Origin of the sequence: Formosa algae (assembly GCF_001439665.1) — a bacterium.
GTDB classification, from domain to species: domain Bacteria; phylum Bacteroidota; class Bacteroidia; order Flavobacteriales; family Flavobacteriaceae; genus Formosa; species Formosa algae.
Map to the genome: position 1 here is coordinate 21,163 of NZ_LMAK01000063.1, position 13,257 is coordinate 34,419.

Here is a 13,257-nt window from a genome sequence, read left to right on the forward strand (position 1 = left end):
TTTATAATGCTTAAAAATATAAAGAATTCGAGTCTAAAGTCAATATCGCTTTTAAAATGCGTTATGGTGTTATTAATGACGTGTGCGTTTACGCAATATAGTCATGCTCAGGAATTAAAATTAAAATATTTTGGTGGCGCGGGTTGGGAAATGTCTGACGGAAATGTAACTATTTTAGTCGATCCGTATATCTCTAGATTAAAATTAGGAGATAGCCCATCGAACAGTAAAGACGATACGCGAAAACCTTATTACCCTGAAGATGTGTATCAATCAGATACAGTAACTATAAATAAAGTCCTAAATAAAAAAGTAGATTATATTTTAGTGCATCACTCGCATTTAGATCATTTGGCCGATGTCCCTTATATTGCAAAAAAAACAGGTGCAATGGTTATTGCTACAGAAACCAGTTGTAAGATTTTAAAAGCATATGGCATTCCAGAGTCGCAGTTATTAAGAGTTAGAGGAGGAGAAGATTATCAATTTGATGCCTTTTCTGTACGTGTTATTCCATCGATTCATTCCGCTTTAAACGACAAGCATTATTACGACTCGCGAACGCATGACGAAGACATTGATTTACCATTAAAATTAGAAGATTTTATAGAAGGGAAATCTTTAATGTTTTTAGTTCGTTTTAAAGATCATAAGGTGCTTACTGCGGGATCTATGAATTTCTTAGAACGAGAAGTAGACGGATTAAAACCGGATGTAATATTGCCAGGTGTTAATTTTTCAAGACTAGAAATTTATAAATATACCGAGCGTTTAATGAAGTTAACTAATTACCCTAAAATCGTGATTCCAACGCATTGGGATAATTTTAGAGTGCCTTACGGATTTTCGCAAGACGATGCTATTGAGAAAAAAATTAAACCTTTTTTAGAAGAAATGAAGCAAGCGTCGCCAAATTCTAAAGTGATTGTACCTGTGCATTTAGAGACCATAACGATTAAATAAAATGAAGCTAGTATTTATTCAAACCGGAGGAACAATCGATAAAGATTATCCGCAAAAAACTAAAGGGTGGGCTTTTGAATTTGGCGAGCCCGCAACTACTCGGATTCTAGAAAAATTAAATCCGTCGTTTGAATATGAAATCATTACTGCCTTTCAGAAAGATAGTTTAGAGATAACTGATGAGGATCGATTGAATCTTGCTCAGTTAATTAATAGCCGCAGTGAACAAAAATTTATAATAACGCACGGCACAGATACCATGATAGAAACGGCTAAATGTCTTACGGAACACATAAAAGATAAATTAATTGTAATAACAGGAGCTATGCTTCCGGAGCGATTTTATAATTCTGATGCACCTATACAATTAGGGGCTGCAATTGCAGCAACTAGCTTATTAAAGACAGGAGTCTTTATTGCCATGCATGGTATTGTAAAGTCTAGTGCAACTATTAAAAGGAATTTAGATACCGGTCTGTATTATTAAAATGAAAAAATATCAATTGGAAAAGTTGATAATTAGATATAAACCACTCTGTTGCTTATTCTAGTGAATAAGGTCAGAAAACTTTCAATAGTATTGAATGTTGGTTTGTTTTGTTATGGGATATCATATTTAAAATATGATATCCCTTTTTTTATTCGTATTCAAAATATTTCAATTAAGTCTATTCAATTACGGAAAACCCGTAAGTGTAATCCTTTTCAAAGCTTTATCTTTGCCCCGAAATTTTAGAATAGATAGCATGGATAAAATCGGTTTAAAGAAGGGAGCGTGGATTAGAGTATTAATACTAATTCTTCCGTATTTAATCGTTGTAGGATTGTTTCAGTTTTTCGGAATGCTTTTGTCGGGTGTAGATGTTATGAATCCAGAATTTGAAAAAACAACTTTGCAGTATGTTGCTATAAAATGGTTCGATTTAATGGGGACGTTTTTATTGCTTTGGCTGTTTATGAAAAAATTAGATAATGAGCCCTTTATTAATCTTGGATTTCAAATAAAAAACAGACAAAAAGATATTCTAATTGGCTTAGGTGTTGGTTTAATAATTATGTCTTTTGGTTACGGGATTTTAGAGTTTTTTAAAGAAATATTTTTCGTAAAAATTAATTTCGATATTAAAGAAGCCTTAATTACAATATTGCTTTTTACGTTAGTTGCCATTGTTGAAGAAACACTTTTAAGAGGCTATATTTTAAGGAATTTAATGTATTCGTTTAATAATTATATAGCGCTAATGGTGTCTTCTGTATTATTTGCAGCCATGCATTTAGGAAATCCTAATATCGATCTCTTTGCATTGTTTAATTTGTTTTTAGCAGGTATTCTTTTAGGGTTGTCTTACATTCACACAAAGAACTTGTGGTTTCCTATAGCATTGCATTTAAGTTGGAATTTGTTTCAATCTTTTTTAGGTTTCAATGTTAGCGGATTAGACGCCTATTCAATATTAGAGTTCAAAATTATTGATCCTAATCAGTTTAACGGTGGTGCGTTTGGTTTTGAAGGGTCTTACTTATCAATCTTAGCCCAAATTATTACCATAGTTGGTATAGCAATTTATTTTGAAAAACATCCAACTAAAAAAATAGACTTATCCTAAGGTTTTAAGAAAATCATTACACTATAAAGCAATATAATTATAATAAATGCGATTTATATGGTAGTGTTTTTCAGGAGTTTTCCATATGTCGTAAAGCGTTGAATAAATGTATGAGTTTTCATTAAAATCGATAGACTTTATTACTTTTGCAAATTCAATAATTTCAGGGTTAAAAATGATGTTTTTTATATTAAAAAGTTAAAATTTAAAGTATAAGTGGGTACATTCAAACAAGGCAGATATTCAGGGTATTTAAGACCCATTTCGTATGCAATAGATTTGTGTATTATAAATGGATTGGCTTTGATGTTTTTCTTTAAGCATGTTAATGTTAATCCTGTGTTGTTTATAACAGTGATGTCTTCTTCATGGATTATCTTGTCTTTATATTCTAATTTTTATGAAGTATATCGATTTACCAGGGCGGTAACCATAATGTCTTTATTGGTAAAACAAGCGCTATTATTCACATTAATAATTTTTGCATACTTTGGTTATAGGCATAATTTAGATGTAGATAGTGGTATTGTATTAAAGTATGTAGGACTTGCGTTTTTACTTATTTGTATAGCAAAATTTACTATATATTATTTGCTACAGAAATACCGTGCTTCTTTTGGTGGGAATGTTAGAAATACTGTTATTATTGGTAAAAATAGACAGACTAATGCTCTGGAAACTTTCTTTAAAAACAATCCTGAGTATGGGTATTCCCTCAAAAAAATATTTAATCTTAGAGATAAAAGTCAGAACTCACTCGACGAATGTTTAAGATTTATTAAAGAAACTAAAATTGATGAAATTTACTGTTCTATTACCGAATTATCTAATAGTCAGATTTTGCAAGTTGTGAGTTTTGCAGATAATAACTTAAAAATCTTAAAGTTCTTACCAGACAATAAAGAAATTTATTCTAAAAAACTGAAATACGAATATTACGATTTTATTCCTATTTTGTCGCTACGTGATATTCCTTTACAAGAAGATGTTAATCAATTCTTTAAAAGGCTGTTCGATATTGTTTTTTCTGTTTTAATCATTGTATTTGTGCTTTCATGGTTAACTCCAGTTTTGGCTATTATTATTAAATTAGAATCTAAAGGACCTGTGTTTTTTAAGCAGTCTAGAAATGGTTTTAATTACAAAGAATTTAAGTGCTTTAAATTCCGTTCTATGATGCCTAATACAGATGCCCATCTAAACCAAGCTACAAAAGGTGATCTAAGAGTAACTAAAGTTGGAAAGTTTATTAGGAAAACAAGTATAGACGAATTGCCTCAGTTTTATAATGTGTTTTTCGGAGATATGTCTGTTGTTGGACCACGACCACATATGGTTAGCCATACACATATGTATGCCAAGCGAATTGATAAATTCATGGTGCGCCATTTTGTAAAACCTGGTATTACCGGTTTGGCGCAAGTAAGCGGATTTAGAGGTGAAGTAGAGACCGATAAAGACATTATAAATCGAGTGAAATACGACATCTTTTATGTTGAAAACTGGTCGATTCTTTTAGATCTTAAAATTGTGTTTCAAACCATGTTAAATGCTGTAAAAGGAGAAGATAAAGCGTACTAAATGAATGAGATGTCTAAACCTTTAGTTTCCGTAGTAACGCCTGTTTATAATGCAGAGAAGTTTATTGCACATACTATCCAAAGTGTCTTATCTCAAACATATTCTAATTGGGAACTTATTCTTGTAGATGATGGTTCTACAGATCAATCATTAGACATTATTTCAGACTTTCAAAAAGCACATAGTAATATTTTACTATTTAAAAATCCTGAAAATTCTGGCGCAGCCATTACTAGAAATAGAGGTATGGCAGAAGCTAAAGGAAAATATATAGCCTTTTTAGATGCAGATGATTATTGGTTTACTAATAAGCTTGAAATCCAAATCGGACTCATGGAAACTAGGCAGCTAGATGTTTGTTTTTCAAGTTATAATCTAATGGATGCTAACGGAAAAAATTTAGGTAAACAAGTAAAGGCTTTAAATGAATTAACATATAGTAAGCTTCTAAAATGTAACTATGTTGGTAATTTAACAGGAGTGTACAATGCTGAAAGTCTAGGGAAAATTTATACTAAAAACTTAAGAAAAAGACAAGATTGGTTATTGTGGTTAGCTGCTGTTAAGAGCACCAAACAGCCCGTTATTGGAATACAGGAACCATTAGCAAATTACAGATTACAACCAGATTCTATGTCGGCTAACAAACTTGGACTAATCAAATACAATTATTTGGTTTATAAAACGGGACTCAATTTTTCTACAGTAAAATCTGTCTATTGTATGGCTCTCTTTTTGTATGAATATCTTTTTGTGAAGTCTAAAAATACTATTGACTTACCAAAGACTTAAACTGTTTTAACTTACCACTTTTAGAGCGTTTTAAAGCGTCATGTTTTTCAAAAGTAATAATTAAACCATCTTCTAAATAGCGCTTCATTTCTGAAATAATAGCCTGTTGTTTAGTTTCAGAAATTTCAGATTTTCCAACAAAATCTATTTTAAATTCAGACCTGGTTTTTTGAGTTATAATAAACTCTTTTACATTACCATCATCTTCAATTATAGCTTTCGTGATATAATAAAAAGTAAGTCCGGCAGCACGCGTTCCGCTTGGTAAAATGGCCATGTCGTTGGTTCTGCCTACTAATTTTTCTAAAACCGGTTTTTGTAATGTACTTGTTTTAGATAGTATGCCAATGTCTCCTAAATTGTATCTTATAAATGGGTGTGCTGTGTTGTATAATGATGTAATGACCACACGGCCTTCTTCGCCATTAGGTACGGGTTGATTCTTCTCGTTCAAAATTTCCACAAACAAGGTGTCGCTGTTTACTTGCCAAACATCGTCTGGATTTTGAAAGGCGATTAAATCCAATTCAGAAGCGCCATATTCGTTAATCACTGGAACTCCAAACTGCTGTTCTAAAAGTTTTTTATCGTCCGGAAATAGCATTTCAGAAGTTACCACACAACATTTTAAAGTAGGGCAAATCGTTTTTAATATTAGGCCTTTATCTTTTAAATATTTGGCAAATTGTACAATAGCGCTGGTGTAACCATTAATGTAATCAAATGGTTTGCTTTTAAAAAGGTCTAAATAGTTTGCTAAAGCGGTATCGCTTAAATCGAAAATAGAGAACCGGTAACGATTACTTAATTTGTCTTTAAAGCGTTCTTTGTAATACCCTATTTTATCTAACGGAATACCGTAAAACCGAGCTTGTAACGAGCTGTTAAAATCTATACCATACCATCCAAATCTATTCTGAATTTCTGCCCAAGTTAAAGCGTGACAAAACTTATCTTTTGCAAAAACAAAAGGATCTCCAGACGAACCCGAAGTTTTATTTATATATACATTTTTTGGAGTAAATCCGTCGGATAAACGCAGGGCTAAAGGCTGCTGTAAATCGCGCTTAGTCATTACTGGAACTGTATTCCAATCGTTAATGTTAATGTGCTGCCCTAACTGCTTGTAAAAAGAATTGTGTGCTAAATGATGCGTTAAAATGTCTTGTTTTTTTTGAAGTAAATAAGACTCAAATTCAACTTCATTTTTATCCTGAATCGTATTTAAAACCTGTTTGGCTTTCGCGAGCGGAAATCCGTTAAGGTGTAAGGTAAAGTCGAATAGTTTCAAGCTAAAAAAGATTTTTTGTAAAGTAAATAAAAAATATTCGTGTAATCGTAGCATTAGTTTTATTTTTGCTCGAAACATCATAACGTATTATCATGACAATTTTAATTTTAGGGTCTGGCGGAAGAGAACACACTTTTGCTTGGAAAATTTCTCAAAGTCCATTATGTAATAAGCTTTTGGTAGCTCCAGGTAATTCTGGAACAGCTGCTATTGCAGAAAATGTTGCCATAAGTGTAACCGATTTTGAAGCGATTAAAACTCTAGTTTTAGAACATAATATAGATATGGTTGTTGTGGGGCCAGAAGATCCTTTAGTACAAGGCGTTCACGATTTCTTCCTAAATGATGAAAAGTTGAAACATGTTGCAGTAATTGGGCCAGAAAAAGCTGCAGCAGAATTAGAAGGAAGTAAAGAATTCGCTAAAGAATTTTTATTCAGACATAATATACCAACAGCTGCATACCAGAGTTTCAACAAATCTAATGTTGAAGACGGTTATGCATTTCTTGAAACTTTAACGGCACCGTATGTATTAAAAGCAGATGGTTTAGCTGCAGGAAAAGGGGTGTTAATTTTAAATGATTTAGATGAAGCTAAAGCAGAGTTAAAAGCGATGCTAGTCGATTCTAAATTTGGTGCAGCGAGTACTAAAGTAGTTATTGAAGAATTTTTAGATGGTATAGAATTAAGTTGTTTTGTGTTAACCGATGGTAAAAATTACAAAGTACTACCAACAGCAAAAGATTACAAACGTATTGGCGAAGGTGATACAGGTTTAAATACAGGTGGAATGGGAGCAGTGTCTCCAGTGCCATTTGCTACAGACGAATTTTTAGAAAAGATTGAAACACGTATTGTTAAGCCAACTATTGAAGGTTTACTTAAAGATAATTTACCATACAAAGGTTTTGTGTTTATCGGATTGATAAAAGTAGGAGACGATCCTATGGTTATCGAGTATAATGTAAGAATGGGAGATCCAGAAACCGAAGTGGTTTTACCAAGATTGAAAAACGATTTTGTTGAATTATTACAAGCGGTTGCTAATGGTACTTTAAACCAAATTGATTTAGAAATTGACGAGAGAGCAGCAACTACCGTAATGACAGTGTCTGGAGGTTACCCTGAAGCTTACGAGAAAGGAAAAGAAATTACGGGCTTAGAAGCTATTGAAGATTCTATTCCGTTTCATGCTGGAGCCGATTTAAAAGATGGCAAAGTCGTAACTACAGGAGGGCGCGTATTAGCGATGACCTCTTACGGAAATACGTACCAAGAGGCCATAAAAAAATCTTACCAGAATATAGAAAAACTACATTTTGATAAGATGTATTATCGTAAAGATATTGGATTCGATTTATAGAAATGAGTGAGAAGAAATACTTTTATCTTCTTCGTTGTTGTCGTTAAATCCTTTTAATTGAAGCATCCAGTACACAAAAAATCCCATACCGATTAATATAAAAATCCATGAGAATGTATTGGCTGCAAACCAATTTTCAAGTTCTAATGCTCTTAAAGCATCTAAAGGTGCGAATAATACGTTAACAAATAAATCCTGTATCGCGTAAAAAAAATCTTTCATAGTATGGTATATTTACAAAACAAAAATACAAAAAGAGTTAATGATTACAAGTATTTTTAGTAAATCTAAGCCAATAAACTTTATAGTGGTGTTCGCTATAACAGTTGGAACATTTTTTATTGCACATTTTAAATATGCTGGAGGTTCAGATTTACTGCAACATTATATAAAATATTTCTTTATTTTTTGTGCCAGTTTCTGCTCTATTTTAGTCTTAGATTTTTTAGTAAGTAAGAATAAATTAACGCAGAAAAGTAGTTACGAAATTTTGCTATATGCTTTATTTTTAATGACTTTGCCACAAACCATGCTAAATGAAAATATAGTATATGCTAACTTTTTTATTCTTTTAGCACTGCGTAGAATTCTAAGTTTACGATCACAGATCGATGTAAAAAAGAAACTGCTAGATGCTGCGTTTTGGATTGCTATTGCATCATTATTTTATTTTTGGTCTATACTTTTTATTTTCCTTATTTATGTGGCCTTATTGTTTCATTCTAATACAAACTTAAAAGAATGGATTATTCCTATATTGGGTGTAGCTGCTGTATTTGTGTTAGGGGTTTGCTATTCTATAATAGTGTATAACGATTTTTTTAAGGCTCTAGATTTATTGCCCGTAGTAAATTTAAACTTTAATAGTTATAACACATTGCAATACATTGTAGGCGTTACCTTATTAGTGTCTTTCGGAATTTGGTCTTCAGTGTTTTATATTAGGACTATTAAATCTAAAAAGAGCGATTTTAAACCCGCTTACAAAGTTGTCTTAGTTGCTGCGCTTATTGCATTTAGTCTTATGATTTTGTCGCCCAAAAAAGAAGGTGGTGAATTTTTATTTTCATTTGCACCTTTAGCCATCATTATCACTAATTATTTAGAGACTATTCAGGATAAATGGTTTAAAGAAATCTTTCTTGGACTCTTAATTTTTGTACCCTTCGGCTTGTTATTGTTGTAGTTTTTGTCCAAAACATAAATCGCCGGCATCCCCAAGACCAGGAACAATATAACCTTTTTCATTCAGTTTTTCATCTATAGTAGAAATCCATAAATGTGTGTTTTCATTAAAATGATTAGAGACATAGTCTACACCTTCTTCTGCACCAATAACACTTACTAGATGTATTTCTTTGGGTGTTCCAAATGGTTTTAGAGCTTCGTAGGTGGCAACCATGGATTGTCCAGTGGCTAACATCGGATCTGCTAGAATTAAAGTCTTGTTTTCTAGAGACGGACATGCTAAATATTCAACGACAATTTCAAAACTTTCAGGCGAAGATTTGTGATGTCTGTAGGCTGAAATAAAAGCATTTTCTGCCGCATCAAAATAATTTAAAAGTCCGTTGTGCAACGGAATTCCAGCACGTAAAATAGAGCAAATAACAATGTCGTTTTCAGGTAAGCTTATTTCCGTTGTATCTAAAGGCGTCTCAACCGTTTTTGTTTTAAAATGTAGAGATTTACTTAATTCGTAAGCTAAAATTTCTCCAATACGTTCAATATTTCGTCTAAAACGCATGTTGTCGGTTTGAATGGTTTTATCTCGTAATTCTGACATAAATACATTTAAAATGGTGTTTTCTTTAGATAAATTGTGAATCTGCATGGTTCTCTTTTATAGTGTCTGGTAAAGTTAATTAAATAGAAGTATATTTGTGCTTTAAAATAAAAATCATGTTTACAACTAAGGCAAATACCATATTTCAGGAAGTTATAAATACGTATCACGTAATAAATACGGTAGATCAAGAGTTTTCAAATCCGTATAGTAAAGCAGATGATTTATTGGGGCATTTATTATATAGAAAATGTTGGATTGATACGGTGCAATGGCATTACGAAGATATTATTCGCGATCCGCAAATAGATCCTGTTGCCGCGTTAACATTAAAACGTAAGATTGATGCTTCTAACCAAGATCGTACAGATATGGTGGAGTATATTGATAGTTATTTTTTAGAAGAATATAAAAATGTTACACCTAAAGTAGGCGCTACAATTAATACAGAAAGTCCAGCTTGGGGTGTAGACAGATTGTCTATTTTAGCATTAAAAGTATACCATATGGAAGAAGAAGCGACTCGTGAAGATGCTTCTGATGCTCATAAAGCTGCTTGCCAAACCAAGTTAGATATTCTTTTGGAACAACGTGTAGATTTGTCTACAGCAATTGATACGTTGTTGAATGATATTGCGTCTGGAGATAAATACATGAAAGTGTACAAGCAAATGAAAATGTACAACGACGACGAGCTTAATCCGGTATTACGTTCACAAAAATAAGTGACAAAATACACACAACATATATTGGTTATACGTCTCTCAGCAATGGGAGACGTTGCTATGTCTGTACCTGTTTTAAGAGCACTTACCACGCAATATCCAAATTTAAAAGTTACTGTTTTAACACGTCCGTTTTTTAAGCCTTTTTTTCGCGATCTAGATCAGGTTTCTGTTTTCGGAGCAGATTTAAAAGGCGAGCATAAAGGCGTTTTTGGTTTATATAAACTCTCGAAATCACTCAAGGTGTTAAGTGTCGATGCTGTAGCAGATATACATAATGTACTGAGAACTAAGATTCTTAAAATGTTCTTTTTAGGAACTGCGTTTGTTCAAATTGATAAAGGAAGAGCAGAAAAGAAAGCTTTAACCAAAGGGATAGTGTTTAAGCAGTTACCAACTACGGTTGAGCGCTATGCAGAAGTGTTTAAAAAATTAGGTTTCCCTGTAAATTTGTCTCAACCTACATTTCCTAAAGCAGTAGTGTTATCAGAAAAACTAAAAACAATTACTGGAAATCACGATGTAAAATGGATTGGGATTGCACCTTTTGCAGCTCATGAAAGTAAAATGTATCCTATCCATAAAATGGAAATTGTTATTGAAGCACTTTCAAAAGAATACAATGTGTTTTTATTTGGTGGTGGCGCTAAAGAAGTTGAAATTTTAAATGGGTTTCAATCTAAATTTAATAACGTCGTAAATTTGGCTGGACAATTAAATTTTAATGAAGAATTAGATATTATTTCTAATTTGGATGTCATGTTATCTATGGATTCTGGTAACGGACATATGGCGGCTATGTTAGGCAAAAAAGTAATCACAATTTGGGGTGTTACCCATCCGTTTGCTGGTTTTGCCCCATTTAATCAACCAGATGATTATGCGTTAACTGCCGATAGAGAGAAATTTCCACGTATACCAACTTCAATTTACGGAAACAAATTTCCTGAAGGGTATGAAAAGGCTTCTGGAACTATTGCTCCAGAAACCATTGTAAATAAAATTAAATCTGTAATTTAAACGTCGTCGTAATCTACAACTATAGTTGGTGTAGTTGGGTGAGCTTGACACGTTAATACGAGGCCTTCTGCCAATTCGTTTTCAGTTAAAATATTGTTTTGCGTCATGGTTGCAGAGCCTTCAGTAACTCGAGCAATACAACTACTACAAATTCCACCCTGACAAGAATAAGGCGCATCTATTTGTTTAGCAATAGCGGCTTCAAGAATAGATTGTTTTTGAGACATAACAAATTCTGTTTCTTCGTCGTCTACAATAATTTTTATGGCAGTAGACCCGTCACTAACAGCTACAGGATTTGTTTTTGATTCTGCTGCAACAGGAACCGAAAATAATTCGAAATGTATGTATGCTTCATCCACTCCAAAATCTTTTAAAACTTCTTTTGTTGTGGTAATCATACCTTCTGGACCACAAAGATAGAACGTATCTATTTTTTTGTGTTTATATGTGTTTTTCAGTAAGAAATTAATAGTGCTTTTTTCAATACGACCAAACATGGCATCTTCTTCTTGAGATTGGCTAAATATCATTTGTATAGAAAAACGATCTACATATTCGTGATGTAATGCTAATAATTCTTTGAAAAAGATGGTGTCTTTAGGTGTTTTGTTTCCGTAAATCAGAATAAAATGACTGTTAGGTTCTTCTTCTAAAATAGTTTTAGCAATACTCATAATAGGTGTTATACCACTACCCGCTGCAAACGCAGCAACCGTTCTAGTTTTAGAAGCATCTGCTTCAAAAACAAAACGGCCATTAGGTTCTGCGACCTCTAAAATATCTCCTTTTTTTAAGGTTGTATTGGCGTATTTAGAGAAGAAACCATTTTCTACTGCTTTAACGGCAACAGTTAACTCTCCACTTTTTGGAGATGAGCAAATAGAGTAGTCTCTGCGTACTTCTTTGCCGTCAATTTCTGTTTTTAATGTAATGTATTGTCCAGCTTTAAAGCTGAATTTATCTTTTAAAGATGAAGGAACGTCGAAGCTAATTGTTACTGCTGCTGCTGTTTCTTTATCTATATTTTGTATTGCAAGTTTATGGAATGCCATTGAAATTCTTTTTTACAAATTTAGTGAAGCTAAAAGGTTTATAAATATAATTAAGAAAAAAAATAATACATCAGATTCTTATGTATATAAAATTAATCCCTATATTTAACGGTATTATGGCAAAAAATAATTTATATAAAGGGAGTTTAAATACTATCATTCTAAAGTTGTTACAAGAAACAGATAGTATGTATGGTTATGAAATTACTCAGAAAGTTAAGGCTTTAACTCAGGGTGAATTATCTATTACCGAAGGTGCTTTGTATCCTGCATTGCATAAGTTAGAAGCTGATGGGTTTTTAGAGGTTGAGGTTGTGAAAGTAGATAACCGTTTGCGAAAATATTATAAGTTAACCGAGCGAGGAACAAAAGAAACAGCCGATAAATTATCGGAATTAGAACGCTATATAGAAACAATGAAAGTATTGGTGAATCCTAAATTTAGTTTAGAGTAATTATGAAGTTATCGACAAATGAAATAAGACAGATTGAAACATATCTTGATTCAAAAGGGATTATTTATGTGGATTTAAGATTTGAAATTTTGGATCATATAATACTGCAAATAGAAGAAGAAGTTAATGGTTCGGGGATTGAGTTCGAGTCTGCTTTTCTTCATGTTACAAAGCAATGGAATGCTCATTTTTATGAAACTAATAGTTTGCTGTTTGGGTTAATGTTTACTGCACCGAAACTGATTCTTGATAAAGCAAAAAAAATATATTTGAAGTATTTTATAATTTACACGTTATCATGCTTCCTTTTTCCTTTTCCTAATATAGAAGTTGAAATATCCGCATTATTAAAGTTTGTTATTATTGGGGTTGCACTTCTATTCTCAATTATTTCATTAGTTAATTTTAATAAAGTTAGAAAGTCTACTAGAAAGACTGTTTATAGTTTTATTGCAAGAACTCAAATATGGAGCGTTTTATTTTTTCCTGTAATCATATCCGTTGTTGGTCAAGGGTTAAATACATCAATATGGTTTTTGTTTAATATTTTCTTGATTTACTATAGTTCTATTGTGTTTTTAAAAAAGCATAAACAAATCGTAAAACAGTTTAATTAAT

General features: G+C 32.3%; 15 protein-coding genes. 11 read left to right on the forward strand and 4 right to left on the reverse strand.

Annotated features, from left to right (window positions below; genetic code table 11):
- The first annotated feature begins 6 nt into the window (after window positions 1-6).
- From AST99_RS13430 to AST99_RS13450, 5 genes are all read left to right on the forward strand, one after another.
- Window positions 7-963 (forward strand): MBL fold metallo-hydrolase, encoded by a 957-nt coding sequence (locus AST99_RS13430; protein WP_083495693.1) that lies wholly within the window; start codon window positions 7-9, stop codon window positions 961-963.
- A 1-nt stretch (window position 964) separates the two neighbouring features.
- Window positions 965-1,450 carry an asparaginase domain-containing protein gene (locus tag AST99_RS13435; protein WP_057782476.1) on the forward strand — a complete coding sequence of 162 codons (486 nt, stop codon included), beginning with the start codon at window positions 965-967 and terminating at the stop codon, window positions 1,448-1,450.
- A 259-nt stretch (window positions 1,451-1,709) separates the two neighbouring features.
- On the forward strand, window positions 1,710-2,570 hold the full coding sequence (locus AST99_RS13440) for a CPBP family intramembrane glutamic endopeptidase (protein WP_057782478.1): 861 nt from the start codon (window positions 1,710-1,712) through the stop codon (window positions 2,568-2,570).
- A gap of 216 nt (window positions 2,571-2,786) precedes the next feature.
- Window positions 2,787-4,151, forward strand: a complete 1,365-nt coding sequence (locus tag AST99_RS13445) for an undecaprenyl-phosphate glucose phosphotransferase (RefSeq protein WP_057782480.1) — start codon at window positions 2,787-2,789, stop codon at window positions 4,149-4,151.
- Entirely contained in the window at window positions 4,152-4,943 is a 792-nt protein-coding gene (locus AST99_RS13450; protein ID WP_232301628.1) for a glycosyltransferase family 2 protein, read from the forward strand.
- Here AST99_RS13450 and AST99_RS13455 read toward each other — a convergent pair.
- A complete protein-coding gene (locus AST99_RS13455) occupies window positions 4,921-6,234 on the reverse strand; it encodes a phenylacetate--CoA ligase family protein (RefSeq protein WP_057782652.1) in 1,314 nt (437 codons plus the stop codon). The genes AST99_RS13450 and AST99_RS13455 overlap by 23 nt on opposite strands.
- Window positions 6,235-6,326: 92 nt before the next feature.
- On the opposite strand from AST99_RS13455, the gene purD reads away from it, so the two are divergent.
- A complete protein-coding gene (gene purD, locus AST99_RS13460; RefSeq protein WP_057782482.1) occupies window positions 6,327-7,598 on the forward strand; it encodes a phosphoribosylamine--glycine ligase in 1,272 nt (423 codons plus the stop codon).
- On the opposite strand, the gene AST99_RS13465 is transcribed toward purD, so the two are convergent.
- Complete coding sequence (locus tag AST99_RS13465) at window positions 7,593-7,820, reverse strand: DUF6341 family protein (protein ID WP_057782484.1); 228 nt, start codon at window positions 7,818-7,820, stop codon at window positions 7,593-7,595. The two genes, purD and AST99_RS13465, sit on opposite strands and share 6 nt — an antisense overlap.
- Before the next feature lie 40 nt (window positions 7,821-7,860).
- On the opposite strand from AST99_RS13465, the gene AST99_RS13470 reads away from it, so the two are divergent.
- Complete coding sequence (locus AST99_RS13470; RefSeq protein WP_057782486.1) at window positions 7,861-8,784, forward strand: DUF6427 family protein; 924 nt, start codon at window positions 7,861-7,863, stop codon at window positions 8,782-8,784.
- Here AST99_RS13470 and upp read toward each other — a convergent pair.
- Window positions 8,773-9,432, reverse strand: coding sequence for a uracil phosphoribosyltransferase (gene upp / locus AST99_RS13475; RefSeq protein WP_057782488.1), 660 nt, complete (start codon window positions 9,430-9,432; stop codon window positions 8,773-8,775). The genes AST99_RS13470 and upp overlap by 12 nt on opposite strands.
- Before the next feature lie 68 nt (window positions 9,433-9,500).
- Between upp and AST99_RS13480 the strand changes: the two genes are divergently transcribed.
- Together AST99_RS13480 and AST99_RS13485 are read left to right on the forward strand one after the other, a co-directional pair.
- Window positions 9,501-10,109, forward strand: a complete 609-nt coding sequence (locus tag AST99_RS13480) for a DUF4254 domain-containing protein (protein ID WP_057782490.1) — start codon at window positions 9,501-9,503, stop codon at window positions 10,107-10,109.
- A 45-nt stretch (window positions 10,110-10,154) separates the two neighbouring features.
- Window positions 10,155-11,129: a glycosyltransferase family 9 protein gene (locus AST99_RS13485; RefSeq protein WP_057782493.1), complete on the forward strand. Its 975-nt coding sequence runs from the start codon at window positions 10,155-10,157 to the stop codon at window positions 11,127-11,129.
- Here AST99_RS13485 and AST99_RS13490 read toward each other — a convergent pair.
- Window positions 11,126-12,184, reverse strand: coding sequence for a ferredoxin--NADP reductase (locus AST99_RS13490; protein WP_057782495.1), 1,059 nt, complete (start codon window positions 12,182-12,184; stop codon window positions 11,126-11,128). The genes AST99_RS13485 and AST99_RS13490 overlap by 4 nt on opposite strands.
- A gap of 116 nt (window positions 12,185-12,300) precedes the next feature.
- Here AST99_RS13490 and AST99_RS13495 point away from each other — a divergent pair, with 116 nt between their 5' ends.
- Window positions 12,301-12,639: a PadR family transcriptional regulator gene (locus AST99_RS13495; protein ID WP_057782497.1), complete on the forward strand. Its 339-nt coding sequence runs from the start codon at window positions 12,301-12,303 to the stop codon at window positions 12,637-12,639.
- A 2-nt stretch (window positions 12,640-12,641) separates the two neighbouring features.
- Window positions 12,642-13,256, forward strand: coding sequence for a hypothetical protein (locus AST99_RS13500; RefSeq protein ID WP_057782499.1), 615 nt, complete (start codon window positions 12,642-12,644; stop codon window positions 13,254-13,256).
- Window position 13,257: the final 1 nt, after the last annotated feature.

What these genes read in the sequence shown, in the direction of transcription:
- AST99_RS13430 (WP_083495693.1), top strand. Translation starts at nt 7, where the DNA reads ATGCTTAAAAATATAAAGAATTCGAGTCTAAAGTCAATATCGCTTTTA.
- AST99_RS13435 (WP_057782476.1), top strand. Translation starts at nt 965, where the DNA reads ATGAAGCTAGTATTTATTCAAACCGGAGGAACAATCGATAAAGATTAT.
- AST99_RS13440 (WP_057782478.1), top strand. Translation starts at nt 1,710, where the DNA reads ATGGATAAAATCGGTTTAAAGAAGGGAGCGTGGATTAGAGTATTAATA.
- AST99_RS13450 (WP_232301628.1), top strand. Translation starts at nt 4,152, where the DNA reads ATGAATGAGATGTCTAAACCTTTAGTTTCCGTAGTAACGCCTGTTTAT.
- purD (WP_057782482.1), top strand. Translation starts at nt 6,327, where the DNA reads ATGACAATTTTAATTTTAGGGTCTGGCGGAAGAGAACACACTTTTGCT.
- AST99_RS13465 (WP_057782484.1), bottom strand. Translation starts at nt 7,820, where the DNA reads ATGAAAGATTTTTTTTACGCGATACAGGATTTATTTGTTAACGTATTA.
- AST99_RS13470 (WP_057782486.1), top strand. Translation starts at nt 7,861, where the DNA reads ATGATTACAAGTATTTTTAGTAAATCTAAGCCAATAAACTTTATAGTG.
- upp (WP_057782488.1), bottom strand. Translation starts at nt 9,432, where the DNA reads ATGCAGATTCACAATTTATCTAAAGAAAACACCATTTTAAATGTATTT.
- AST99_RS13480 (WP_057782490.1), top strand. Translation starts at nt 9,501, where the DNA reads ATGTTTACAACTAAGGCAAATACCATATTTCAGGAAGTTATAAATACG.
- AST99_RS13485 (WP_057782493.1), top strand. Translation starts at nt 10,155, where the DNA reads ATGGGAGACGTTGCTATGTCTGTACCTGTTTTAAGAGCACTTACCACG.
- AST99_RS13490 (WP_057782495.1), bottom strand. Translation starts at nt 12,184, where the DNA reads ATGGCATTCCATAAACTTGCAATACAAAATATAGATAAAGAAACAGCA.
- AST99_RS13495 (WP_057782497.1), top strand. Translation starts at nt 12,301, where the DNA reads ATGGCAAAAAATAATTTATATAAAGGGAGTTTAAATACTATCATTCTA.
- AST99_RS13500 (WP_057782499.1), top strand. Translation starts at nt 12,642, where the DNA reads ATGAAGTTATCGACAAATGAAATAAGACAGATTGAAACATATCTTGAT.